Source organism: Streptomyces sp. NPDC006261 (assembly GCF_040613515.1).
In the GTDB taxonomy this organism is placed as follows: domain Bacteria; phylum Actinomycetota; class Actinomycetes; order Streptomycetales; family Streptomycetaceae; genus Streptomyces.
This window is the reverse complement of record NZ_JBEXSI010000056.1, coordinates 19,244-44,085: the sequence shown is the minus strand read 5'-3', so window position 1 is coordinate 44,085 and position 24,842 is coordinate 19,244. Positions and strand designations below refer to the sequence as shown.

23 protein-coding genes are annotated in these 24,842 nt (G+C 71.6%); 9 read left to right on the top strand and 14 right to left on the bottom strand.

The window, feature by feature from the left end; genetic code table 11:
- Positions 1–128: 128 nt before the first annotated feature.
- From ABZ154_RS28585 to hisD, 9 genes are all read right to left on the bottom strand, one after another.
- The gene (locus ABZ154_RS28585; protein ID WP_356837262.1) at positions 129–1,052 is read right to left on the bottom strand and encodes an alpha/beta hydrolase; all 924 of its coding nucleotides are present in this window, start codon (positions 1,050–1,052) and stop codon (positions 129–131) included.
- A 203-nt stretch (positions 1,053–1,255) separates the two neighbouring features.
- Complete coding sequence (hisF, locus tag ABZ154_RS28580) at positions 1,256–2,011, bottom strand: imidazole glycerol phosphate synthase subunit HisF (RefSeq protein ID WP_356837261.1); 756 nt, start codon at positions 2,009–2,011, stop codon at positions 1,256–1,258.
- Positions 2,008–2,424, bottom strand: coding sequence for a RidA family protein (locus ABZ154_RS28575; RefSeq protein ID WP_356837260.1), 417 nt, complete (start codon positions 2,422–2,424; stop codon positions 2,008–2,010). The genes hisF and ABZ154_RS28575 overlap by 4 nt, the downstream gene beginning before the upstream one ends.
- The gene (gene priA / locus ABZ154_RS28570) at positions 2,421–3,146 is read right to left on the bottom strand and encodes a bifunctional 1-(5-phosphoribosyl)-5-((5-phosphoribosylamino)methylideneamino)imidazole-4-carboxamide isomerase/phosphoribosylanthranilate isomerase PriA (protein WP_018512033.1); all 726 of its coding nucleotides are present in this window, start codon (positions 3,144–3,146) and stop codon (positions 2,421–2,423) included. Before priA ends, ABZ154_RS28575 begins: the two co-directional genes overlap by 4 nt.
- The gene (gene hisH / locus ABZ154_RS28565) at positions 3,146–3,799 is read right to left on the bottom strand and encodes an imidazole glycerol phosphate synthase subunit HisH (protein ID WP_356837259.1); all 654 of its coding nucleotides are present in this window, start codon (positions 3,797–3,799) and stop codon (positions 3,146–3,148) included. The genes priA and hisH overlap by 1 nt, the downstream gene beginning before the upstream one ends.
- Positions 3,800–3,809: 10 nt before the next feature.
- A complete protein-coding gene (locus tag ABZ154_RS28560) occupies positions 3,810–3,977 on the bottom strand; it encodes a hypothetical protein (RefSeq protein WP_003969742.1) in 168 nt (55 codons plus the stop codon).
- Positions 3,974–4,570 (bottom strand): imidazoleglycerol-phosphate dehydratase HisB, encoded by a 597-nt coding sequence (gene hisB, locus ABZ154_RS28555; RefSeq protein WP_093686685.1) that lies wholly within the window; start codon positions 4,568–4,570, stop codon positions 3,974–3,976. Before hisB ends, ABZ154_RS28560 begins: the two co-directional genes overlap by 4 nt.
- Positions 4,567–5,694, bottom strand: coding sequence for a histidinol-phosphate transaminase (locus tag ABZ154_RS28550; RefSeq protein WP_356837258.1), 1,128 nt, complete (start codon positions 5,692–5,694; stop codon positions 4,567–4,569). The genes hisB and ABZ154_RS28550 overlap by 4 nt, the downstream gene beginning before the upstream one ends.
- Positions 5,691–7,013: a histidinol dehydrogenase gene (hisD, locus tag ABZ154_RS28545; RefSeq protein WP_356837257.1), complete on the bottom strand. Its 1,323-nt coding sequence runs from the start codon at positions 7,011–7,013 to the stop codon at positions 5,691–5,693. The genes ABZ154_RS28550 and hisD overlap by 4 nt, the downstream gene beginning before the upstream one ends.
- 169 nt (positions 7,014–7,182) lie before the next feature.
- On the opposite strand from hisD, the gene ABZ154_RS28540 reads away from it, so the two are divergent.
- From ABZ154_RS28540 to ybaK, 4 genes are all read left to right on the top strand, one after another.
- Positions 7,183–8,784 (top strand): oxidoreductase, encoded by a 1,602-nt coding sequence (locus tag ABZ154_RS28540; RefSeq protein ID WP_356837256.1) that lies wholly within the window; start codon positions 7,183–7,185, stop codon positions 8,782–8,784.
- 231 nt (positions 8,785–9,015) lie between these two features.
- On the top strand, positions 9,016–10,056 hold the full coding sequence (locus ABZ154_RS28535; RefSeq protein WP_356837255.1) for a hypothetical protein: 1,041 nt from the start codon (positions 9,016–9,018) through the stop codon (positions 10,054–10,056).
- Positions 10,057–10,061: 5 nt separating this feature from the next.
- Positions 10,062–10,826 carry an LON peptidase substrate-binding domain-containing protein gene (locus tag ABZ154_RS28530; RefSeq protein ID WP_356837254.1) on the top strand — a complete coding sequence of 255 codons (765 nt, stop codon included), beginning with the start codon at positions 10,062–10,064 and terminating at the stop codon, positions 10,824–10,826.
- 18 nt (positions 10,827–10,844) lie between these two features.
- On the top strand, positions 10,845–11,342 hold the full coding sequence (gene ybaK / locus ABZ154_RS28525) for a Cys-tRNA(Pro) deacylase (protein ID WP_356837253.1): 498 nt from the start codon (positions 10,845–10,847) through the stop codon (positions 11,340–11,342).
- A gap of 101 nt (positions 11,343–11,443) precedes the next feature.
- Here ybaK and ABZ154_RS28520 read toward each other — a convergent pair whose 3' ends face one another.
- The 4 genes from ABZ154_RS28520 to ABZ154_RS28505 all read right to left on the bottom strand — a co-directional run bounded on the left by ABZ154_RS28520 (position 11,444) and on the right by ABZ154_RS28505 (position 15,632).
- On the bottom strand, positions 11,444–12,187 hold the full coding sequence (locus tag ABZ154_RS28520) for an ABC transporter permease (RefSeq protein ID WP_356837252.1): 744 nt from the start codon (positions 12,185–12,187) through the stop codon (positions 11,444–11,446).
- An 81-nt stretch (positions 12,188–12,268) separates the two neighbouring features.
- A complete protein-coding gene (locus ABZ154_RS28515) occupies positions 12,269–13,099 on the bottom strand; it encodes an ABC transporter permease (protein ID WP_356837251.1) in 831 nt (276 codons plus the stop codon).
- Between the two features lie 145 nt (positions 13,100–13,244).
- Complete coding sequence (locus ABZ154_RS28510; protein WP_356837263.1) at positions 13,245–14,228, bottom strand: ABC transporter ATP-binding protein; 984 nt, start codon at positions 14,226–14,228, stop codon at positions 13,245–13,247.
- A 141-nt stretch (positions 14,229–14,369) separates the two neighbouring features.
- Entirely contained in the window at positions 14,370–15,632 is a 1,263-nt protein-coding gene (locus tag ABZ154_RS28505) for an NYN domain-containing protein (protein ID WP_356837250.1), read from the bottom strand.
- A gap of 290 nt (positions 15,633–15,922) precedes the next feature.
- Between ABZ154_RS28505 and ABZ154_RS28500 the strand changes: the two genes are divergently transcribed.
- Positions 15,923–16,102 (top strand): hypothetical protein, encoded by a 180-nt coding sequence (locus ABZ154_RS28500; RefSeq protein ID WP_073880380.1) that lies wholly within the window; start codon positions 15,923–15,925, stop codon positions 16,100–16,102.
- An 87-nt stretch (positions 16,103–16,189) separates the two neighbouring features.
- On the opposite strand, the gene dnaE is transcribed toward ABZ154_RS28500, so the two are convergent.
- Positions 16,190–19,729 carry a DNA polymerase III subunit alpha gene (gene dnaE, locus ABZ154_RS28495; RefSeq protein ID WP_356837249.1) on the bottom strand — a complete coding sequence of 1,180 codons (3,540 nt, stop codon included), beginning with the start codon at positions 19,727–19,729 and terminating at the stop codon, positions 16,190–16,192.
- A gap of 214 nt (positions 19,730–19,943) precedes the next feature.
- Here dnaE and ABZ154_RS28490 point away from each other — a divergent pair, with 214 nt between their 5' ends.
- The 4 genes from ABZ154_RS28490 (at position 19,944) to ABZ154_RS28475 (ending at position 24,832) form a co-directional block, all read left to right on the top strand.
- The gene (locus ABZ154_RS28490) at positions 19,944–21,269 is read left to right on the top strand and encodes a DUF2252 domain-containing protein (protein ID WP_356837248.1); all 1,326 of its coding nucleotides are present in this window, start codon (positions 19,944–19,946) and stop codon (positions 21,267–21,269) included.
- A gap of 80 nt (positions 21,270–21,349) precedes the next feature.
- Positions 21,350–22,081, top strand: coding sequence for a hypothetical protein (locus ABZ154_RS28485; RefSeq protein ID WP_356837247.1), 732 nt, complete (start codon positions 21,350–21,352; stop codon positions 22,079–22,081).
- Between the two features lie 63 nt (positions 22,082–22,144).
- Positions 22,145–22,960, top strand: coding sequence for a DsbA family protein (locus ABZ154_RS28480; protein WP_356837246.1), 816 nt, complete (start codon positions 22,145–22,147; stop codon positions 22,958–22,960).
- A 198-nt stretch (positions 22,961–23,158) separates the two neighbouring features.
- A complete protein-coding gene (locus ABZ154_RS28475) occupies positions 23,159–24,832 on the top strand; it encodes an alkaline phosphatase D family protein (protein WP_356837245.1) in 1,674 nt (557 codons plus the stop codon).
- The last annotated feature ends 10 nt before the right edge of the window (positions 24,833–24,842 follow it).

The following is a 24,842-nucleotide window of genomic DNA, read 5'->3' as shown; positions in this document are numbered from 1 at the left end:
GGCCCGCGAGGTGGCTCGGGAGACCGCGTTCGGCGTGCTGTACGCCCTGGCCGACCCGGCGGACGGATCGCTGCCCGCCGAGGTCGGAAGACCGGTTCCCCGCCGGTTCCGCACCGGCTGCGCCGGTTCTACGAGGAGTGCGGGCAGTTGCCCCGGTACTCCGCGATGGTGAGGCTCGGCCGCGGGATCGGGCAGAGGAACTGCTCGTAACGGGTGTCGTTGTCGATGAATCGCTTCAGCCACGAAAGGCTGTACTTGGCGATCGTGGTGTTGGACGAGTTGGGCGTGAAGTGCGAGGCGCCCCGCAGCTCCAGGTACGCCTTGTCGAGCGACCCGGGCAGCGACTGGTAGAACGGCTCGGAGTGCGAGGCGACCGGCGCGACCGTGTCGCCGTCCGCCCCCACCACCAGCGTGGGCGTGCGCAGTTCGGGCCAGGTCTTGTCGGTGTTCCAGCCGGTCAGCGGGATCGCCGCCTTCAGCGACGGACGGCTCTTGGCGGCCTCCAGGGATCCCCCGCCGCCCATCGAGTGGCCCATCACGCCGAGCCGGCTGGCGTCGACACGGGTCCGGACCGAGCTGCGCTGGGTCAGGTAGTCCAGCGCGGACAGCAGCTGGCGGCCCCGGCTGTCGGGCTGGTCGAGGGTGGTGTTGGTGTCGATGGTGAAGACCACGAAGCCCTGCGACGCCAGGCGCGGCCCGAGCCAGGCGATGGAGGACTGGTAGGCGGTGAAGCCGGGCGAGATGACGACCGCGCCGAACGTGCCGTCGGCGGTGGAGGTCGGGTAGTAGATGGTGCCGCCGCCGAATCCGCTCACGGCGAGCGAGGAGACGGAGGTCTGGGAGGTGGCGTACGAGCCGCGGCTCGCCTCGATGGAGGCGTTGGTGGGGGCCGGCCCGCGCTCGTAGGGGTTGGCGGCGGCCTGGGCGCCCGGGACCAGGGCGGTCATCAGGAGACCGGCGGTGGCCGCGGCGGCGGTCAGCAGGCTGGTGAGCGTACGGGAGCGGCTCGGGCGTGGGGGGTGCTGGCGTGAGGGGAGGAGGTGCTGCTGCACGGGGGGATCCTCTCGGTGGTGGCGGAACCACACCACGCGAGGCGCCCACGAGCCCGTCGTCCGGGGGCTGTCGGGGTGCACCGCGTGGCTGCCGTCGTCGTTCGTCGGCGGTCGCCACTCTCACGGTGCGTCCCGGGGACACGCATCGGCGGTATCACCGGTCTTGGCCGGACCGGTGATACCGCCGAAAGGGATCGAAGACCTCAGCGGACCGGGTGTCCCGCTTCCCTCAGCGCGTCCTTGACCTCGGAGATCCGCAGGTCTCCGAAGTGGAACACCGACGCGGCGAGCACCGCGTCCGCGCCCGCCTCGATGGCCGGGGCGAAGTCCGCGAGGCGGCCCGCGCCGCCGGAGGCGATGACGGGCACGGTGACGTGCCCGCGTACCGCCTCGATCATCTCCGTGTCGTAGCCGTCCTTCGTGCCGTCCGCGTCCATCGAGTTGAGCAGGATCTCGCCCGCGCCCAGCTCGGCGGCCCGGTGCGCCCACTCGACGGCGTCGATGCCGGTGCCCTTGCGGCCGCCGTGGGTGGTGACCTCGAAGGCGCCCTCCGGGGTGCGGCGGGCGTCGACGGAGAGCACCAGGACCTGGCGGCCGAAGCGTTCGGCGATCTCGCGGATGAGGTCGGGGCGGGCGATGGCTGCGGTGTTGACGCCGACCTTGTCCGCCCCGGCGCGCAGCAGCTTGTCGACGTCGTCCGGGGTGCGGACGCCGCCGCCGACGGTGAGCGGGATGAAGACCTGCTCGGCGGTGCGGCGGACCACGTCGTACGTCGTCTCGCGGTCGCCGCTGGAGGCGGTGATGTCGAGGAAGGTCAGCTCGTCGGCGCCCTCGGCGTCGTACAGCTTGGCCATCTCGACGGGGTCGCCCGCGTCGCGCAGGTTCTGGAAGTTGACGCCCTTGACGACCCGGCCGTTGTCGACGTCGAGGCAGGGGATGACGCGTACGGCGAGGCTCACTTCGCGCCTCCCCGGTAGGCCTCGACCTCGACCTCGACGACCAGGCTCGGGTCGACGAACCCGGACACGATGATCATGGAGGCGACGGGGCGTACGGCGTCGAACAGCTCCTTGTGGGCGCGGCCGATGTCGTCCACGTCCCTGGCGTGCGTGATGTACATCCGGGTGCGGACGACGTCCTCGCGGGTGAGGCCCACCTGCTCCAGCGCCGCGAAGGCGACGTCGAAGGCGGTGATCGCCTGCTCGTACGGGGAGCCGGCGGAGATCTGGCCGTTCACCACGGAGGTGCAGCCGGCCACCAGGACGAGGCCGCCCGGGAGTTCGACGGCGCGGGAGTAGCCGAACTTGTCCTCCCAGGGGGCGCCGGTGGAGATCCGGCGCACGGAGGCGGTGGGCTCGAGGGCGTCCGTCATGCGGCTACCGCCTTGAGCGCCTCTTCCAGCGTGAACTCCTTGGCATACAGCGCCTTGCCGACGATCGCGCCCTCGACGCCTTCGGGGACGAGGAGGGAGATCGCGCGGAGGTCGGCGAGGGAGGAGACGCCGCCGGAGGCGACGACCGGGCGGTCGGTGACGGCGCAGACGTCCCGCAGGAGACCGAGGTTGGGGCCCTGGAGGGTGCCGTCCTTGGCGATGTCCGTGACGACGTAGCGGGCGCAGCCCTCGGCGTCGAGGCGGGCGAGGGTCTCGTAGAGGTCGCCGCCGTCGCGGGTCCAGCCACGGCCGCGCAGGGTGGTACCCCGGACGTCGAGGCCGACGGCGATCTTGTCGCCGTGCTCGGCGATGACCTTGGCGACCCACTCGGGGGTCTCCAGGGCGGCGGTGCCGAGGTTGACGCGGCGGCAGCCGGTGGCGAGGGCGGCGGCGAGCGAGGCGTCGTCACGGATGCCGCCGGAGAGCTCGACCTTGATGTCCATGGCTCCGGCGACCTCGGCGATCAGGTCCCGGTTGTCACCGGTGCCGAAGGCGGCGTCCAGGTCGACGAGGTGCAGCCACTCGGCGCCGGCGCTCTGCCAGGCGAGGGCGGCCTCCAGCGGGGAGCCGTAGGAGGTCTCGGAGCCGGACTCACCGTGCACGAGGCGGACGGCCTGGCCGTCACGGACATCGACGGCGGGGAGCAGTTCAAGCTTCGGCATTACAGCGTCTCGATCCAGTTGGTCAGCAGCTGGGCGCCGGCATCGCCGGACTTCTCGGGGTGGAACTGGGTGGCCCACAGCGCGCCGTTCTCCACGGCGGCCACGAACCGTTCGCCGTGCGTGGCCCAGGTGACCTTGGGGGCACGGATCTTGGCGTTGGTGACTTCGAGGGACCAGTCGTGCGCCGCGTAGGAGTGCACGAAGTAGTACCGCGCGTCGGCGTCCAGGCCCGCGAAGAGCCGGGAGTCCTCGGGGGCCTCGACGGTGTTCCACCCCATGTGCGGGACGACGTCGGCCTTCAGGGGCCCGACCGTACCGGGCCACTCGTCCAGGCCCTCGGTCTCCACGCCGTGCTCGATGCCGCGCTCGAACAGGATCTGCATCCCGACGCAGATGCCCATCACGGGGCGGCCGCCGGAGAGCCTGCGGCCCACGATCCAGTCGCCGCGGGCCCGCTTCAGTCCGTCCATACATGCGGAGAAGGCGCCGACGCCGGGGACGAGCAGCCCGTCGGCGTTCATCGCGCGGTCGTAGTCGCGGGTGATCTCGACGTCCGCGCCGACGTGGGCGAGGGCCCGCTCGGCGGAGCGGACGTTGCCGAAGCCGTAGTCGAAGACGACGACCTTCTTCTTGCCGGTCGATGTGTCGGTCATGACGTCCTCCTCAGTCCCACAGGCCCTGGATCCGCAGGATGCCCGCCACCAGGCACATCACGGAGCCGATCGACAGCAGCACGATGACGCCCTTGGGCATCCCCTGCTTCGCGAAGGAGTAGACGCCGCCGGCCAGGAAGAGGCCGACGACGATCAGGATGGTGTTGAGGCCGGTCACAGGGCGCCCTTCGTGGAGGGCAGGATGCCTGCGGCGCGCGGGTCGTGCTCACAGGCGTACCGCAGGGCGCGGGCGAGGGCCTTGAACTGGCACTCCACGATGTGGTGGGCGTTGCGTCCGTACGGCACGTGGACGTGCAGGGCGATCTGCGCCTGGGCGACGAAGGACTCCAGGATGTGGCGGGTCATCGTCGTGTCGTACTCGCCGATCATCGGGGCCATCTTCTCGGGCTCTGTGTGCACGAGGTAGGGGCGGCCGGAGAGGTCGACGGTGACCTGGGCGAGGGACTCGTCCAGCGGGACGGTGCAGTTGCCGAAGCGGTAGATGCCGACCTTGTCGCCGAGAGCCTGCTTGAAGGCGGCGCCGAGCGCGAGCGCGGTGTCCTCGATGGTGTGGTGGCTGTCGATGTGCAGGTCGCCCTCGGTCTTGACCGTGAGGTCGAAGAGGCCATGGCGGCCGAGCTGGTCGAGCATGTGGTCGTAGAAGCCGACCCCGGTGGCGACATCGACCTTTCCGGTGCCGTCGAGGTTGATCTCGACGAGCACGGACGTTTCCTTCGTGGTGCGTTCCACGCGGCCTACGCGGGGGCTCATGCGTCGTGCTCCTTCTTGAGTTCGCGTACCGCATCGAGGAACGCGTCGTTCTCTGCCGGGGTTCCCGCGGTGACCCGCAGCCATCCCGGTACGCCGTTGTCCCGGACCAGGACGCCCCGGTCGAGGATCTGCTGCCAGACGGCGTGGCTGTCGTCGAAGCGGCCGAACTGGACGAAGTTGGCGTCCGACTCGGTGACCTCGTAGCCGGTGGCGCGCAGCTCGGCCACCAGCCGGTCGCGCTCGTTCTTGAGCTGCTCGACGTACCCCAGCAGCGTATCGGTGTGCTCCAGGGCTGCGAGCGCGGTGGCCTGGGTGACCGAGGAGAGGTGGTACGGCAGCCGCACCAGCTGGACCGCGTCGACCACGGCCGGGTCGGCGGCGAGGTAGCCCAGGCGCAGCCCGGCGGCGCCGAACGCCTTGGACATGGTCCGGGAGACGATCAGGTTGCGGCGGCCCTCGATGAGCGGGAGCAGCGAGGGGTGGTGGCTGAACTCGCCGTACGCCTCGTCGACGACGACGATCGAGGGCCCGGCGGCCTGGGCGGCGTCGTACAGGGCGAGGACCGTGCCGGCGTCCACCGCGGTGCCGGTGGGGTTGTTGGGCGAGGTGATGAAGACGACCTCGGGGCGGTGCTCGGCGATGGCGGTGCGGGCGGCCGCCACGTCGATGGTGAAGTCCTCGTTGCGCGGCCCGGAGATCCAGCCGGTGCCGGTGCCCCGGGAGATCAGGGCGTGCATGGAGTACGAGGGTTCGAAGCCGATCGCCGTGCGGCCGGGCCCGCCGAAGGTCTGGAGCAGCTGCTGGAGGACCTCGTTGGAGCCGTTGGCGGCCCAGACGCTGGCCGCCGTCACCTCGTGGCCGGCGGTCCGGGTGAGGTAGCGGGCCAGCTCGGTGCGGAGCTCGACGGCGTCCCGGTCGGGGTAGCGGTTGAGTCCGCGGGCGGCCTCGCGGACCCGCTCGGCGATCCGGTCGACCAGGGCTTCGGGGAGCGGGTAGGGGTTCTCGTTGGTGTTGAGCCGTACGGGGACGTCGATCTGGGGTGCGCCGTACGGGGACTGCCCGCGCAGCTCGTCGCGGACGGGGAGCTCGTCCCAGGGGTTGCCGGTGGTGCTGCCGTTCGTCACTGCTGCGGAACCTTCCAGCCGAACCGTGCCTTCAACGCGGCGCCGTGGGCGGGGAGGTCCTCCGCCTCGGCGAGGGTCACGACATGGTGGGTGACCTCGGCGAGCGCGTCGCGGGTGTAGTCGACGATGTGGATGCCGCGCAGGAAGGACTGCACGGAGAGGCCCGAGGAGTGGCAGGCACAGCCGCCGGTGGGCAGGACGTGGTTGGAGCCGGCGCAGTAGTCGCCGAGCGAGACGGGCGACCAGGGGCCGACGAAGATCGCTCCGGCGTTGCGGACCCGGTCGGCGACGGCGGCCGCGTCGGCGGTCTGGATCTCCAGGTGCTCGGCGCCGTACGCGTCGACGACCTTGAGTCCGTCCTCGATCGAGGAGACCAGGACGATCGCGGACTGGCGGCCGGCGAGCGCGGGCTCGATCCGGTCCTTGATGTGCTTGGTCGCGGCGACCTGCGGGGCCAGCTCGGCCTCGGTGGCCGCGGCCAGCTCCGCGGAGTCGGTGACCAGGACGGCGGCGGCCATCGGGTCGTGCTCGGCCTGGCTGATCAGGTCGGCGGCCACGTGCACCGGGTCGGCGCCGGCGTCGGCGAGGATCGCGATCTCGGTGGGCCCGGCCTCCGCGTCGATGCCGATGCGGCCCTTGAGGAGGCGCTTGGCGGCGGCGACGTAGATGTTGCCGGGGCCGGTGACCAGGTTGACCGGGAGGCAGTCCTCGGTGCCGTACGCGAACATCGCGACGGCCTGGGCGCCGCCCGCCGCGTAGACCTCGTCCACACCGAGCAGGGCGCAGGCGGCGAGGATCGTGGGGTGCGGGAGGCCGTCGAAGTCCTTCTGCGGCGGGGAGGCCACGGCGATGCCCTCGACGCCCGCCTCCTGGGCCGGGACGACGTTCATCACGACGGAGGAGGGGTAGACCGAGCGGCCGCCGGGGACGTAGAGCCCGACGCGCTCGACGGGGACCCACTTCTCGGTGACGGTGCCACCGGGGACGACCTGGGTGGTGTGCGTGGTGCGGCGCTGCTCGCGGTGGACGAGTCGGGCGCGGCGGATCGACTCCTCCAGCGCCGCGCGGACGGCCGGGTCCAGCTCGTCCAGCGCCCGGGTCAGGGCCTCGGCGGGCACCCGGACCGACGCGATCCGGACACCGTCGAACTTCTCCCCCCACTCGATCACTGCCGCGGAGCCACGATGGCGGACGTCCTCGCAGATGGGCCGCACCGTCTCCAGGGCGGCTTCCACGTCGAACTCGGCACGGGGCAGCAGGTCGCGCAGGGCAGCACCCTCGGGGAGGGTGTCGCCGCGCAGATCGATTCGAGAGATCACACCGCAATTCTCGCAGACCGTTCGGGACGCCCGGTCGCCCGTATCACTGGCTGATACATGTCTCAGCCATCTCGGGCCGTGCGCCCTTGTCACTGCTGACCGATAGCTTTCACACCGTCACACAGAGGGAAGAACAGCACCACAGCATGCGTGCACGGAGGGAGCGGCCGTGACCGAGCCGCACGAAGGCGATATCCCGGACGGCCTCAGCGCAGCGGAGCTGGGCATGTGGCAGTCCTTCCGCAACGGGACGACCTACGACTTGCGCACCTACGGCTCCGCCCGCAACGATCCGTTCGCCCCGCACGACTGGGGGCCCGAGCGGAGTGTCGGCGCGCGGACGGTGGCGCAGCTGCTGCTGAGCGGGCCGCCGCCACGGCCCGGCCGGGTGGCGGCGCTCAAGCTCCGGGGGGTGCGGATCACCGGGAAGCTGGATATGGCGGGGGGCCGGGTGGCTCCGTACGTCGAGCTCACGGGCTGCCGTTTCGAGCAGGAGGTGGTGCTCCCGGAGTGCCATTTCACGACGCTGCGGATGGTGGGCTGCCTGCTGCCCCGGCTGGAGGCGGCCCGGCTGCACACGGAGGGCGATCTGCATCTGCCGCGCTGCCGGATCGACCGGGGCATCCGGCTCACCGACGCCCAGATCGGCACGGACCTGCTGATCAACCAGCTCAGTGTGGGCCCCGACCGGCACGGCCGGGCCTTCGTCGGGGACGGCATGTCGGTCGCCCAGGACCTTCAGGCCGAGATGATCGAGACGCACGGCGAGCTGAGCCTGCGCGGGGCGAAGGTGGGCGGTTCGCTGAGTCTGCGGGGCAGCCACCTCCGGGCGGCGGAGGACCGGCGCGCGCTGAACGCGCCGCAGCTGACGGTGGAGCGCACGCTCTACATGACCGAGGCGTGGGTGAGCGTCGACACGGGCAACCAGGGCACGACTCCCCCGTACGGCGTGGTCTACGCCCCGACCCCGGCGCGCGGGACCCGGTCGCAGATCTTCGAGTGCAAGGGCGGGGTGCGGCTGGACGACGGGCGGTTCGGGGACGCGGTGGACCTGCACAAGGCCCGGTTCGCGATGACCCGGCAGGAGGAGCTGTCGCTGCGCCGGATCGTGACGCCGGAACTGCGGTTCAACGCGGAGCGCCCGGAGGAGGGCCGGGTCGTGCTGAACGGGGCGAAGGTGGTGACCCTGATCGACCTCTCCACCAGCTGGCCGGGGCCCGGGGGTCTGGCGATGGGCGGTTTCGTCTACGAGAACCTCGTCCCGTACGGCCACTTCCCGCTCTCGCGGCGGCTGGAGTGGGTGCTGGCGGCGACCCCGGAGTACGTCCCCGAGCCGTACGAGCGGCTCGCGACGGTGCTGCGCAGCAGCGGCGAGGACGCGGACGCGCGGGAGGTGCTGCTGGCCAAGCAGCGCCGCCGCCGGGAGACGCTGCCGCCCGCCGCGAAGGCGTGGGGGTACCTCCAGGACTGGACGGTGGCGTACGGGTACCGGCCGGGGCGGGCGGCGGTGTGGATGGCGGTGCTGTGGGCGGCGGGCACGGCGGCCTTCTCGCAGTACGACCCGGCGACGATCAAGAACGACGAGTCGCCGCTGTGGAATCCGGCGCTCTACGCGCTGGATCTCCTCATCCCCGTGATCAACCTCGGCCAGGACGGCTACTGGCGGATGGAGGGCGGCTGGCAGTGGACCGCGGCCGCTCTGGTGCTCGTGGGGTGGATATTGGCCACGACGGTGGCCGCCGGAGCCTCCCGGCTGCTGCGCAGGGGCTGACCGAAAGGGCAGCTCGAAGCGGGTGGGGGCGGCCAGGACCGGCACATCCGCTGGGTTCGTGAGGCGGGTGTGCCGGTAGGAACGGGTCGGCCGAGAGGGTTTCGATGGGCGCATTCAAGCCACCGCCGGATAGTTCCTTTGCCCTTTCTTGACCCGGCTCGATACAACCCGTCCACTCGGCACAGAAGCTTCACAGCACACCCCTGGCGCGGCCCCCACCAGGGCTTTTCAATGGTCTGCACCATGGCCTTCCTTCGCGCTCTGCTCAGTACCGCGCGCATGATCCGGCACAGCTCTCCGCTGTCCGCCGGGCTGCCCGCGGATGACGCCGTGCTGCTCGACGCCCCCGACGAGCGGCTCTCCCCGGCGCTGGTGGCCGCTGCCCTCGGCGACCCCGAACCAGCCGCCAAGCTGCTCGCCACCACCCGGGACGCCGCCGACTGGGAGAACCGCGACCGGTATCTCGGCCGGCTCGTCACCTTCGCCCGCCACCGGGACGGCTGGCTCACCGACTGGCTGGCTGCGGCCCCGCGCGACCCCGACGCCCTGCTGGTCAAGGCGGAGCTCGCGGTCCGCCGGGCCTGGGAGTCGCCCGCCCGCGCGGAAAGGCTCCACGAGGTCGGCCCGCTGATCACCGCCGCCGCCGAGGCGGACCCGCGTGACCCGGTGCCCTGGCGGCTCGCCCTGGAGCACGCGCGCGGCAGCCACGCCACGCACACCGCCTTCGAATCGCTGTGGGAACAGGCGGTACGGCGCTCCGCGCATCACTACGGCTGCCACGTGGCCGCGCTGCGCTACCTCTCGGCCGCCTGGTACGGCTCGCACCGCGAGTGCTTCGACTTCGCCGAGCGGGCCGCCGAGGACGCCGTACCCCGCTCCCTGGTGCAGGCCCTGCCGGTCCGGGCGGCCTTCGCCCTTCTGCTGGACACCCAGGCGCTGGGCCGAACCACCTCCGTGCTGGAGGAGCGGATCGACGCGGCGGCCGACGCGGCCATCAGGCTGTCGGCCGCCTACCGGCCCGGCGACCCGTGGCCCGCCGAGGTCCGCAACCTCCTCGCGTACGTGCTCCTCGCCCGCGGGCGCTGGGCCGAGGCGCTGGAGCAGTTCACGCTGATCGGGCAGCACGCGACGTCGTTCCCGTGGTCCTCGGTCTCCGACGACGCGCTGGGCCGGTTCCTCGACGCACGGGACGGCGCACGGCTCCAGGTGGCCTCCGCGACCCCCTTGCGGAACCGGGCCGACCGCGGACGTCCGCGTGGCCATTACGCTTGAGCGTTGTGACCACCGCCCGTCTTCCCCTTTTCCCGCTCAACGCGGTGCTGTTCCCCGGCCTCGTGCTGCCGCTCAACGTCTTCGAGGAGCGCTATCGCGCCATGATGCGGGAGCTGCTGAAGAGCGACGAGGACGAACCTCGCCGCTTCGTCGTGGTCGCGATCCGCGACGGCCGCGAGACCGCGGTGACGGGTACCGGCATGCCGGACCCCGTCGCCTCCGCACCCCCCGCCGAGCGCGCCCCCGCCGAGGGCTTCGGCCCCGACCCCATCCAGACCTTCCACCGGGTCGGCTGCATCGCCGACGCGGCGACCATCCGCGAGCGCCCGGACGGGAGCTTCGAGATCCTGGCCACCGGCACGACCCGGGTGAGGCTGCTCTCGATCGACGCGAGCGGCCCGTATCTGAGCGCCGAGGTCGAGGAAGTGACCGAGGAGCCGCCGGCCGAGGACGAGGCCGACGAGGCCGGAGCCCTCGCCGAGGGCGTCCTGCGGGCGTTCCGCGCCTACCAGAAGCGCCTGGCCGGAGCGACCGAACGCTCGCTCGCCACCGGCTCCGAGCTGCCCGACGACCCCTCCGTCGTCTCCTACCTGGTCGCGGCGGCCACGGTTCTGGACGTCCCCACCAAGCAGCGCCTCCTCCAGGCGCCGGACACCGCGACCCGCCTGCGCGAGGAGCTGACGCTGCTGCGCCGGGAGACCGCGGTCATCCGGCACCTGCCCTCGCTCCCCGCGCCGGACCTGACCCGCGCCCCGACGCACCCCAACTGAACGAGGAATCCCCCACCGGTGGCGAAGAAGCCGAAGAAGCAGTCGGGCGGCACCCCCGCCACGGTCGCCCTGACCGCGGCGGGCATCGCCTTCACGCTCCTCCCCTACGCCCACGACCCGGCCTCTACCTCCTACGGCGAGGAGGCCGCCGAGGCCCTGGGCATCTCCCCCGACCGGGTCTTCAAGACCCTGGTCGCGGAGGTCGACGGCGAACTGACGGTCGCGGTCGTCCCCGTGGCCGGCTCCCTGGACCTCAAGGCCCTGGCGTCCGCGGTGGGCGGCAAGCGCGCCACGATGGCGGACCCGGCCGCCGCGGAACGCACCACGGGCTACGTCCGTGGCGGCATCTCCCCCCTGGGCCAGCGCAAACGCCTGCGTACGGTGCTGGACGCCTCGGCGCGCTCGCACGCCACGATCTGCGTCTCGGCGGGGCGCCGGGGCCTGCAGGTGGAGCTGGCGGCGACGGACCTGGCGGAGCTGACGGGGGCGGTGTTCGCGGAGATCGGGCGGGGCTAGTCACAGCCCCGCAGGCGTTCGGGGCGCGGGGTCGGGGCAGAGCCCCGGTTCCGGGAAGGGCGGGTAGGGAACGGCCCGCCGCAGGAGCCCCGCCCGCGCCGCTACGGCGCCCCCGAACCCCCGCCCGGCGCCGGCGGCACAGGCGGCCCGGCCGGCCCAGCAGGCGGCACATCGGACCCGGGCGGCGGCCCGCCCGCCCCCGGCTCCCCGTAGTACGAGGTCCACCCCTCCCCCAGCCACGCCGGCTCAGGCTCCCGCACCCCGAACGCCGCGGTCAGCAGCACATGCAGGGCCAGCGCCACGAACGGCCACACCAGCACCGCCGCCGCCACCGCGTGCAGCTCCAGCGGCGCGTCGAAGACGACCCCCTTGCCGGCCTCCCGCGCCCGGGCCACCACGTCGGAGGACGGCCCGAGCCAGATCCCCACCCGCCAGGCCAGCAGCGAGCCGAGCACCCCGCCCAGGGCGAGTCCCACCACCACGAAGACACCGCCCCGCCGCAGCCGCCAGGAGACGGCGGCCGCCGACAGCACGCCGAACACGGCCGCCAGCAGGACAAACGTTCCGTCCGCCCCGATCGCCTCCTCGCCCTCGCTGTTCCGCAGGAAGACAGCGCTGCCGTCGGAGACCAGGGGCACCCGGGGCGCCAGCCACAGCCACAGCAGCCCGAGCCCGATACCGGCGAGCGCCACGAGCACGAGGACCAGGGCGGCCTGCCGGAGCTCCGTCGCCGTGTCCGGGTCGTCGGGCGAACCGTACGCGGGCGCGAGGCGGGAGCCCGCGGGCGGGTTCTGCCACGGATCGTGGGGGTTCGGCTGGTGAGGCGGCGTCAGAGGTGCGGTCACCGTGCCATCGTGCCAGGCCCCCCTGTGCGGCGCCTCACCGGCTGCCCACCCGTGCGTACCAGGCACACCACCCGGCGCCACCTACCGTACGGCCGCCCGCCGGTACGCCCACGTGGCCACGGCCAGCGACAGCACCCCCACCACCGCGCAGACCGCGAGGAAGAAGCCGATCACGCCCCAGTCAGGGTCGGCGTCGAAGGAACGGGCCAGCGCCTCGACCCCGTACGTCGAGGGCAGCAGGTCACGCGCCCACCCCACCGGCTCCGGCAGCCGGTCGGCCGGCAGCACGCCGAGCAGCAGAGCGGCGGACATGCCCAGCTGCCCCAGCAGAGTGGCCAGCTCCTGGCGGGGGGCGAGCAGCCCGAGGGCGGCCCCCAGACCGGCCAGGGCGGCACCGGAGAGCGGGATGACGGCGACCAGGACCCACAGATGGGTCATCGGGAGCTGGAACAGCACGCTCCCCGTGATCGCCGTGAAGACCGTGCCGGGCACGGTGAACGAGGCGTACGCCGCCGCTGCCCCCAGCACCACCGCGGCGGGCGGCACCGGAAGGGTGGCGTAGTGGTCGAGTCCGCCACCGGCCCGCAGCTGGCCGAAGTACTGGGCGAGCAGGTTGAGCGCGACGAACGCCACGACCAGCACGCTGGAGCCGGCGACCACCGCACGCGCCTCGGCCCCGCCGTCGACGACGCCCCGCATCAGGACCATGATCCCGACGGACTGGAAGGTCGCCACGAAGAGCAGCGGGATCCGGGCGACCCGCGCCCGCGAGAGCTGGGCGCGGTAGACGGCGGCCAGCGAGGGCAGCAGCCGGGCGCGCGGCGCGAGAGGGGCGGGCACGGTCCGCGCGGCGGAGCCGGGCAGGGGCCGGGCCCGCGACGGTGCGGTCCTGGCCGGAATGATGCTCGTCACCTGAGGCCGCTCCCCTTACGCCCGTCCCGTACATCCACCGCGCCCACCGCGTCCCGTACATCACGCACGGACAGCACGTCCCGTACATCGACTGCGTACGGCGCCCGCACACGGTTCAGCACCCGCGCCCCGCGTCCCTGGTTCCTCACGCCTTCACCAGCCCCTTGCTCGCATTGGCCGCGTCTCCCCCGAGCGCCAGGTACACATCTTCCAGGCTGGGTGTGGCCAGGGTGAAATCGTCGAGCGCGGCGAAGGCCGCGCCACCCGTCACCGCGGCGACCGCGGCCCGGGCCTCGTCGGGGCTGAGCCGCAGCACCCAGCGCCGCCCGGACTCCTGGGCGGACGGGCGCAGCGCCGCGACCTCCGGGACGTCCAGCGGGGCCCGCTCACGCCACATGAGCTCGACGCGGACCTCGCCGGCGACCTTCTCCTTGAGCCCGGAGGGGGTGTCGCAGGCGATGACCCGGCCGCGCTCCAGGACGGCGACCCGGTCGAGGACGGTCTCGGCCTCGATGACGTTGTGGGTGACCAGCAGGACGGTGGCGCCGCGCTCGGCCCGGCGGCGGTCGACGGCGGCCCAGACGGCCCGCCGGGCCACCGGGTCCATGCCGGTCGTCGGCTCGTCCAGGACCAGCACGGGCCGGTCCCCGACGAGCGTGGCGGCGAAGCAGGCGAGCCTGCGCTGGCCGCCGGAGAGCTTCTTCAGGGGCCGCCCGGCGAGCGCGGTGAGACCGAGCTCATCGAGTACGGCGTCGCGTTCGGCGCGCGCCTCGCGGAGGTGGAGGCCGCGCAGCCGTCCGGTGGTCTCGGCGGCCAGGGAGACGGTCAGCTCGTCCAGGGCGGTGGATTCCTGCCCCAGGTAGCCGATCAGCCGGGAGGCCCGCTCGGGGTGGCGTACGAGGTCGTGGCCGAGAACCTCGACGGAGCCGGAGTCGGGGCGCATGAGCCCCGTGAGCTGACGGACCAGCGTGGACTTGCCGGCGCCGTTGGGGCCGAGCAGTCCGAAGATCTCGCCGCGCTCGACATCGAGGCTGATCCCGTCGGTGGCGCGCACCTCGGGGGTGGCGGGCGCGCCGCGGCGGCCCCGGACGGCGGGATAGGTCTTGACGAGGTCACGCACCGCGCACACGGTGCCGGTGTCGCTCTGCGCCTGTGCTGTGCCCGTACTCACGAGGTACGAGGGTACGGGGTCACAGGCCCCGGTTCGCGTCCGGGGCCACCACGCGCCGCGGAGCCCCCGGGCCCGCCTGCTCACGCCCTGCGTACGCCCCTACTCCCCGGCGGGCACGTGCTCGGCCGCCGCGCGCACGTCGATCTCGCGCCAGAACCCGGCCCGGATCGCGTAGCGGTCGTGCTCGTCGATCTGGTCGTCCTTGTGGGCGAGGAGCCCGAAGCGGGCCGCGTACCGCAGGAGTTCGCCGTCGATGCGGTGCGGGATGCGCGGGTACATGGTGGACAGCTTCTGCAGGTGGACCGTCTCCGGGAGCCGTTCCATCCAGCGCCGGGCGAAGACCTGGCCCACCTCGAAGGGGTCGCCGCCGACGGTGGTGATGTCCTCCTCCCGGTCGGCCCAGCGCTGTTCGGCGCTGGTGACCTGGGCGAGGGTCGGCAGGGATGCGGTTTCGGCCGGTTCGCCGAGGGGGCCGCCGCGCTCGACCCAGCCCTTGTCGGAGGACCAGCGCAGGGTCGCGTTGGCAGGGGTCGCGTTCTGGGCGGCCGTCCGGTCGGGGTGGGTGCTGTGGGCGCGGAGAGCGGCGAGGTCCTTGGGGGTGGGGACGCCCTTGTGGCCGGGGGCGGCGGGGGGCTCGGAGGGGCCGGGCCCGGTGGGCGCTGCGGGCCCGTTGCGGGCGGCGGCGGCCTGGGCCTCGGAGGCCCGCTCGGCGGAGGCGGCGAGGGCGGCCTCGGGCAGCGGCGCGGAGAGGATGGCGGCGATCTCGGGGCGTGGGGCGGGCGGCGGGGGGCAGCTGCCCCCGGTGTCCTTGGCGCGTACGGCCTTGGTGATCCAGGCCCGGTCGAGGACGCGGCGTTCGTCCGCCTCGGCCACGAGGTCCTCGGACTGGTTGTAGTCGCCGTCGGCGGCCTGGACGGCCCACAGGTGGACGGCGACCCCGTGCTCCTTGGCGGACATGAGCCCGGGCAGCAGATCGCCGTCGCCGGTCACCAGCACGACGTCGGAGCAGGCCCGGTTCCTGGCCAGCTCGGTGAGCTCGGCGTGCATGGCGGCGTCCACGCCCTTCTGGGCCCAGCGTCCGTCGCTGCGGGTCAGGGCTCCCAGCCGTACGGTCACCCGGGGCATCACGCGGAGCCTGCGGTGCTCCGGCTGGGGCACCCGGTCGGGGGCGCCGTCGAACCAGTAGATCCGCAGCAGCGGCTGCTGCGTGTCGGCCTCGGCCCTCTCGCGCAGCCCCTGGATCAGGGCCGCGTGGTCGACGGTGATGCGGGAACGGGCGGGCTCTCCGGCCAGCAGACTCGCGGCTGCGCCCAGCAAGTAGCCGGCGTCCACCAGGACGACGCAACGGTCCACGCGTTCCACCCTCTTCCAGGAATTCGGGAACGGTTCAGCGGCCCGCCCCTCGATGACCGGGTCCGCTTGCCCAGGGTTTCCTTCGAGTCTGCCCGACCGCACAGGGGTTAACGGCCGGAACTCGATCATCGGCGTGGCGAATCGGGAAAGAGCTGGAGAAGGTCCGGGGCGGAGGGCCGGAACGGCCTCGCTGCGGATACCACTACGGATGGTAATGATCCAACATGCACTGTTTGCGGCGCCATGTGAGTCTGACGATGGTCCTGGCCCCCCAGGATTCCCCACAGGAGGCATTCACCATGGCCAAGAACAAGAACCGCAAGCAGGGCAGCCAGCACGATCGCGCGTCCGCGTCGGAGCGTAGTGCCGAGCAGGCCAAGTCGACGGCGTACGAGTCGCAGACCCAGCCGCAGGCACAGGCCCAGGGCAGCCCGTCCGACGTGGCGCGCAAGCACCAGCGGCGCTTCGGTCACAACTGACGCGTCGGCCGCTCGCGGTCATGCACGAGAGGGGCGTCCCGCACGGTGCGGGACGCCCCTCTCGTCGATTCCGTATCGCCCTGGGGCTCAGCCGGCCAGGCAGGACGGTCCGAGCAGCACCTTCAGATCGCCGAAGAGGGCCGAATCGGCCTTGACCCGGTGCCGGTCCAGGCGCAGGACGGTCGTCTTGCGGGGGCCCTGGAGCTTGATGCGCACCTCGGTGTCGCCCCGGTGGTGGCTGAGCACCTCGCCGAGCCGGGTGACCATCGGCGGAGTGATCTTCACGGTGGGGATGGTGAGGACGACGGGCGCGTTGGTCCCGGCGTTGGAGATGTCGGGGACCTGCATCTCCATGGCGACCAGCCGGGGCACGTCCTCGCGCTTGTCGAGCCGTCCCTTGACGAAGACGACGGTGTCCTCGACGAGCTGGGTGGAGACCAGCTGGTAGGTGGCGGGGAAGAACATGCACTCGATGGAGCCGGCCAGGTCCTCCACGGTGGCGATGGCCCAGGCGTTGCCCTGCTTGGTCATCTTGCGCTGGAGGCCGGAGATGATGCCGCCGACGGTGACGATGGCGCCGTCCCCGTAGTCCCCGCTCATGAGCTGGGAGATCGAGGAGTCGGCCTTGTCGGACAGCACGTGCTCCAGGCCGAACAGCGGGTGGTCGGAAACGTACAGGCCGAGCATCTCCCGCTCCTGGGCGAGCAGGTAGGCCTTCTCCCACTCGACGTCGGAGAACTCCACGTCCAGGCCGAAGCCCGGCTCGTCGCTCTCCTCCTCGCCCATGCCGCCGAAGAGGTCGAACTGGCCCTCGGCCTCCTTGCGCTTGACCTGGACCACGTTGTCGATCATCGGCTCGTGGTGGGCGACGAGACCCTTGCGGGTGTGGCCCATCTCGTCGAAGGCGCCGGCCTTGATCAGCGATTCGACGGTGCGCTTGTTGCAGACGACCGCCTCGACCTTGTCGAGGAAGTCGGGGAAGGAGCTGTACTTCCCCTTGGCCTTGCGGGAGCGGATGATCGAGTCCACGACGTTCTGGCCGACGTTGCGGATGGCGGTCAGGCCGAAGAGGATCACGTCGTCGCCCTGGGCGGCGAAGTTGGACAGCGACTCGTTGACGTTGGGCGGCAGCACCTTGATGCCCATGCGGCGGCACTCGTTGAGGTAGACCGCGGACTTGTCCTTGTCGTCCTTGACCGAGGTCAGCAGGGCCGCCATGTACTCGGCGGGGTAGTTCGCCTTGAGGTAGGCGGTCCAGTAGGTGACCAGGCCGTACGCCGAGGAGTGCGCCTTGTTGAACGCGTACCCGGCGAACGGCACCAGGACGTCCCACAGCGCCTTGATCGCCGCGTCGGAGAAACCCTTCTCCTTGGCGCCCGCCTCGAAGAGGACGAAGTTCTTCGCCAGCTCCTCGGGCTTCTTCTTGCCCATCACCCGGCGCAGGATGTCGGCCTCGCCGAGCGAGTACCCGGCGACGATCTGGGCGGCCTTCTGGACCTGCTCCTGGTAGACGATCAGGCCGTAGGTGAGGCCGAGGACCTCCTTGAGGGGCTCCTCCAGCTCCGGGTGGATCGGGGTGATCTCCTGGCGGCCGTTCTTGCGCTCCGCGTAGTTCGTGTGCGAGTTCATGCCCATCGGGCCCGGCCGGTAGAGGGCCGAGACGGCGGAGATGTCCTCGAAGTTGTCGGGCTGCATCTGGCGGAGCAGGGAGCGCATCGGCCCGCCGTCGAACTGGAACACGCCGAGCGTGTCACCGCGGCAGAGCAGTTCGTACGTCTTGGGGTCGTCCAGCGGCAGGGAGAGCATCTCCAGGTCGATGCCCTTGTTGGACTTCACCATCTTGATGGCGTCGTCCATGATCGTCAGGTTGCGCAGGCCGAGGAAGTCCATCTTCAGCAGGCCGAGCGACTCGCACTGCGGGTAGTCCCACTGCGTGATGGTGACGCCGTCGGTGTGCCGCACCCAGACCGGGGCGTGGTCGACGATCGGCTCGCTGGACATGATGACGCCGGCGGCGTGCACACCCATCTGCCGGACCAGACCCTCGACGCCCTTCGCGGTGTCGATGACCTTCTTGACGTCCGGTTCGCTCTCGTACATCCCCCGGATCTCGCCGGCCTCGCTGTAGCGCGGGTGCTTGGGGTCGGTGATGCCGTTGAGGTCGATGCCCTTGCCGAGGACGTCGGCGGGCATCGCCTTGGTGAGGCGGTCGCCCATGGCGTACGGGTAGCCCAGCACCCGGGCCGAGTCCTTGATGGCGTTCTTGGCCTTGATCTTGCCGTAGGTGCCGATCATGGCGACCTTGTCGGCGCCGTACTTCTCGGTCACGTACCGGATCACCTCGACGCGCCGGCGCTCGTCGAAGTCGATGTCGACATCGGGCATGGAGACGCGCTCGGGGTTGAGGAACCGCTCGAAGATCAGCCCGTGCTCGATCGGGTCGAGGTCGGTGATGCCCATCGCGTACGACACGATCGAGCCGGCCGCGGAGCCACGGCCGGGGCCCACCGCGATGCCGTTGTTCTTGGCCCACATGATGAAGTCGGCGACGACCAGGAAGTACCCCGGGAACCCCATCTGGATGATGATGTCCATCTCGTACTCGACCTGCTTCTGCCGGTCCTCGGGGACGCCGCCCGGGAAGCGGCGCTGCATGCCCTTGCGCACTTCCTCCTGGAACCAGGTGATCTCCGTGAAGCCGTCCGGGATCTCGAACTTCGGCATGAGGTTCTTCGCCTCGAACATGCCGGAGGTGTCGATCTGCTGGGCGACCAGGAGAGTGTTGGCGCACCCCTGCTGCCAGGCGTCGGAGGAGTCGACGGCGTACATCTCGTCCGTCGTCTTCAGGTAGTAGCCGGTGCCGTCGAAGCGGAAGCGGTCCGGGTCGGAGAGGTTCTTGCCGGTCTGGATGCAGAGCAGGGCGTCGTGGGCGGTGGCCTCGTGCGCGTACGTGTAGTGGGAGTCGTTGGTGACCAGCGGCGGGATGTCCAGCTTCCTGCCGATCTCCAGCAGCCCGTCACGGACCCGGCGCTCGATCTCGATGCCGTGGTCCATCAGCTCCAGGAAGTACCGGCCCTCGCCGAAGATGTCCTTGTAGTCGGAGGCCGCCTGCACCGCCTCGTCGAACTGGCCGAGCCGCAGCCGGGTCTGCACCTCTCCGGAGGGGCAGCCGGTGGAGGCGATGAGGCCCTCGGACCACTGGGAGATGGTCTCCTTGTCCATCCGGGGCCACTTCTGGAGCCAGCCCTCGGCGTACGCGTCGGAGGAGAGCCGGAAGAGGTTGTGCAGACCGGTCTTGTTCGACGCCCAGATCGTCTTGTGGGTGTACCCACCGGATCCGGACACATCGTCGCGCTTCTGGTGCGGCTGCCCCCACTGCACCTTGCGCTTGTGTTTACGCGACTCGGGAGCCACGTACGCCTCGATGCCGATGATCGGTGTGACCCCGGCCTTGGTCGCCGAGTGGAAGAAGTCGTATGCCCCGTGCAGGTTGCCGTGGTCGGTCATCGCGATGTGCGACATGCCCATCTCGTTGCACGCCTCGAACATGTCCTTGAGCCGCGCCGCACCGTCCAGCAGCGAGTACTGGGTATGAACGTGCAGGTGCGTGAAGGGCGGCTTGGTCACGGCGTCGGGCCTCCGGGAAGTCGGGCGATGACGGACGGGGGAACAGCGTGGAAGTCTACGACGTGGCGGACCCGGACGGCGGGCACTACCCGCGATCGCCGAGCGTTGGAGAGGGCGGGACACGTGTCCGTTTTGTCATGCACTCAGTCACGCTCGCAGTGGAGCGGACCCGGGCCCGGCCAGGCACGCCAACGACAGCAGGAGGCAGCAAGAGATGTCGGAAACGCAGACCGGCGCAGCGCAGCGCGGGGAGCAGATTCTCGCCGTTTTCGACACCGCCTTCGGGGAGCTGCTGGCCGCGGATCCGGCCGCTTTCCGGGTCAAGTTCCGCAAGATGGCGGGCTCGGCCTTCGCCTTCTACCGGGGCACGGCCTGCCTGTTCTACACCGATCTGGAGCGGGAGCAGCGTGGCGGCCCGTATCTGGACGAGCGCACGGGCCGGGTCTGGATCCACGGTGATCTCCACGCGGAGAACTTCGGCACCTACATGGACGCCAACGGCCGCCTCGTCTTCAACGTCAACGACTTCGACGAGGCGTACGTGGGCCCGTTCACCTGGGACCTGAAGCGCTTCGCCGCCTCCGTGGCGCTGATCGGGTACGCCAAGGCGCTGGCCGACGAGCAGATCACCGACCTGGTCCGGATCTTCGCCGCCGCCTACCGGGAGCGGATCCACGCGCTGGCGACGGGCGCCAAGAACGACGAGGTGCCGCCCTTCACGCTGGACACGGCGGAGGGGCCGCTGCTGGACGCGCTGCGCGCCGCCCGCTCTCTGACCCGTTTCTCGCTGCTGGACTCGATGACGGTGATCCGGGACTTCGAGCGCCGGTTCGCGGACGGCGGGGGTGCGATCGACCTGGACGCCGCGACGCGGTACAAGGTGCTGGCCGCGTTCGACGGCTATCTGGAGACGCTGCCGGAGTCGAGCCTGACCCGTCCCGACTCCTACCGGGTCAAGGACGTGGTGGGCCGCCGGGGTATCGGCATCGGCTCCGCCGGGCTCCCCTCGTACAACATCCTCCTGGAGGGCAACAGCGACGCCCTGGAGAACGATGTGGTGATCTATCTCAAGCAGGCGCAGACCCCGGCGGTCTCCCGGCACATCACGGACGCCGCCGTGCGGGACTACTTCCAGCACGAGGGGCACCGCACGGTGATCTCGCAGCGCGCGCTCCAGGCCCACGCGGACCCGTGGCTGGGCTGGACCGAGCTGGACGGGGCCGGCCAGCTGGTCGCCGAGGTCTCGCCGTACGCGGTCGACCTGGACTGGTCCGAGATCGACGAGGTGGACGAGATCGCGGCGGTCGTCGCCGATCTGGGCCGGGCGACGGCCACCATGCACGCGGCGGCGGACGACGAGAGCGGCCACTCGCTGGTGCCGTTCTCCACGGAGCGGGCGATCGACGCGGCCATCGCGGCCGACGAGGAGGGGTTCGGCGAGCATCTGGTCGACTTCGCCCACAGCTACGGGACCCGGGCCCGCGTGGACCACCAGATCTTCGTGGACCTGTTCCGCAACGGCCGGATCCCGGGCCTGTAGGCCGTCCGCGTCCGGCCGTGCTGTGACTCTCAGCTTCTTTTAAGGTCCGCTTACCTCCGTACATGACACACTTTCCGGCGATGGACATCTCAGGTACGCAGCTCAGGGTGGTGCGCGCGGCGCTTTTCGCCGCGCTCGTCGTCACCCTGTCCACGGCGTCCCATGTGCTGCTCTCCGGGGTCCCGCTGCCGCTGACGGCCGTCGCGCTCCTCGCGGCGGCCGTCTTCGCCGTGGCGTACGCGCTGGCCGGCCGGGAGCGCGGCTTCGGCGCCATCGCGGGGCTGCTCGTCCCCCTGGAGCTGGCGGCCGACACGCTCTTCACCACCGGTCAGCACCTCTGTTACGGGGCGGCGGGCGGACCCATCGCGGGCCCGTTGCGCTCGGTCGGCTTCGACGTGCTCTGCGGGGGCGGCGAGGTCGCCACGACCGGGGCGCGTCTCGCGGGCGTCGGCACGGTGGGCACCCCGCTCGCCGGGGTGACCGGTGCGGGCGACCGCGCGGCGGCCCTGCTGGCGCAGCCCGGTCCGGCCGTGCCATGGCTGCTGCTCGCCGCCCATGTGGCCGTCGGGCTGCTCGCCGCCGCCTGGCTGCGGCGCGGAGAGGCGGCCCTGGCGGGGCTGCTGCGCACGGCGGCTCTGGTGGCGTTCCGTCCGCTGCTCACCGCGGTCGCCGTGGTGCGCGGGTCCGTCCGGTCCGCTTCCCGTCTCCCTCACGCCGCCGGGCTCGTGCACCCGCTCTTCGCGGCCCGCTTCCTCGTGCACTCCGTGGGACGGAGGGGGCCGCCGCTCACCGCGTACGCCCTTGCTGCCTGAGGGCAGGACGGCCGACGCCGAGCAGCACCCTTTCCACTCCCCACGCACCCACGGAGAACGATCATGAGCAAGCGCAACACCCAGGAGAACAAGGCAGCGGCCCGTGAGCGGCTGCGCGCCGAGCGCGAGCGCCAGGCCAGGAAGGACCGGACCCGCAAGCAGCTCGTCGTCGCCGTCTCGGTCGTCGCGGCCCTCGCCGTCGTCGGAGGCATCAGCTACGGCGTGATGCAGCTGAACAAGCCGGACGCCTGGGAGACCGCCGCCGACGCGAAGAACGTCAGCGCGCCGAAGAACACCTCCGGCACCGACGGCACCACCGTGGTGATCGGCAAGTCCGACGCCGAGAAGACCCTGGAGCTGTACGAGGACTCCCGCTGCCCGGTCTGCGCCACGTTCGAGCAGGGCGTCGGCGAGACCCTCGCGAAGGACGTCGAGGCCGGCAAGTACAAGGTCAAGTACGTCGGTGCGACCTTCATCGACAACACCGACAACGGTGAGGGCTCCAAGAACGCCCTGAGCGCGCTCGGCGCCGCGCTGAACGTGAGCCCCGAGGCGTTCATGGACTACAAGGCCGCGCTGTACTCCGCGAAGTTCCACCCGCAGGAGAGCGAGGACAAGTTCGCCAAGGACAGCTACCTCATCGAGGTCGCCGACTCGGTGGACGCGCTCAAGGGCAACAAGGCCTTCCAGAAGGACGTCGAGGACGGTACGTACGACGCCTGGGCGATGAAGATGTCCGCGGCGTTCGGCAAGAGCGGGGTGGAGGGCACCCCCACCCTGAAGATGGACGGCAAGAAGGTCACGGCCGAGGGCAGCGACAACGCCCCGATGACGGCGGCCGACTTCACGGCGGCGGTGGACAAGGCGCTGAAGGCGTAACGCGGACAAGGCGCTGAAGGCGTAACGCCTCAGGGGCGGCGAGCGGCGAGGCGCCGGCCGCGGGTCCGCCCCCAGGGGTGGCCGGGCCGGACGGTCGCCGGCCGGAGGGCCACCTCCCGGCGACCGTTTTCCGACGGGCGGACGAACTTTCCCTGTTCGCCCGCCCGTTCGCTGTACGCGCCAGTAGGGTGATCGGCCGTGACCAGTCGACACGTACCCTCTCCGAGCCGCCGCACGGTCGTCCGGGCCGCCGCCGCGACCGCCGCCGCCGTTCCCGTACTCTCCGCCACCACAGCCGCTTCCGCATCCCCCTCACCGGAGGTGACGGCCCCGGCGCCCGCCTTCCTGCACGGCGTCGCCTCCGGTGACCCGTTGCCCGACGGTGTCCTGCTGTGGACCCGCGTCACCCCCGAGCCCGGCGCGGAGCCCGGTTCGGGGCGCGGGGCCGATACACCGGTGCGCTGGGAGGTCGCGGAGGACCGGAACTTCAGCGCGATAGCCGGGAGCGGTACGACGCTCGCCTCGGCCGCCTCCGACCACACGGTGAAGGCCGACGTCCGCGGACTGCGGCCGGCCTCGACGTACTACTTCCGCTTCACGGCGGGCGGCGAGGGCGCCGAGGTCCGCTCCCCCACCGGCCGCACCCGCACCGCGCCCGCCACCGGGGCGAGCGTGGCAGGGCTCCGCTTCGGTGTGGTGTCCTGCGCCAACTGGGAGGCGGGCTGGTTCTCCGCGTACCGCCATCTCGCCGCCCGCGGTGACCTGGACGCGGTGCTGCACCTGGGCGACTACCTGTACGAGTACGCGACCGGCGGCTACCCGACCCAGGGCGCGGCCCTGCGTGAGCACCGGCCCGCCCACGAGATCCTGAACCTGGCCGACTACCGCCTGCGGCACGGCAACTACAAGACGGACGCCGACCTCCAGGCGCTGCACGCGGCCCACCCGGTCATCGCGATCTGGGACGACCACGAGTTCGCCAACGACGCCTGGTCGGGCGGGGCACAGAACCACACCCCGGGTACGGAGGGGGTGTGGGCCCAGCGGGTGGCGGCGGCCAAGCAGGCGTACTTCGAGTGGATGCCCGTCCGCGCCTCCACCGAGGGGACCGTCCACCGGCGGCTGCGGTTCGGGCGGCTGGCCGATCTGCACCTGCTGGACCTGCGGAGCTTCCGTTCCGAGCAGGCGTCCATCGGCAACGGCTCGGTGGACGACCCGGAGCGTACGATCACCGGCCGGGCGCAGCTGGACTGGTTGAAGGCGGGCCTGGCAGGGTCGGACGCGGTGTGGAAGCTGGTCGGTACGTCGGTGATGATCTCGCCGGTCGCCTTCGGGGCTCTCCCCGCCCATCTGCTGGGGCCGCTCACCGGGCTGCTGGGGCTGTCGAAGGAGGGGCTGGCGTTCAGCGTCGACCAGTGGGACGGGTACACCGACGACCGCAAGGAGCTGATCGGGCACCTGCGGGACCGGGGGATCACCGACACGGTGTTCCTGACCGGCGACGTCCACATGGCCTGGGCCAGCGAGGTGCCGGTGAAGGCGGCGACGTATCCGCTGTCGCCCTCGGCGGCGACGGAGTTCGTCGTCACGTCGGTGACCTCGGACAACCTGGACGACATCCTGCGGGTCGCGCCGCAGACCGTGTCGCTGGCCGCGTCCGCGGCCGTCCGTACCGCCAACCGCCATGTGAAGTGGGTGGACATGGACTCGCACGGCTACGGCGTCCTGGACGTCACCGCCGAGCGCTCGCAGATGGACTACTACGTGCTCTCCGACAAGACGGCCAAGGACGCCGCCTCCTCCTGGGCCCGCTCCTACCGGACGCGGCGGGGCACCCAGCGGGTGGAGCGGGTGGACCGCCCGGTGCTCTGAGGCAGAGCGG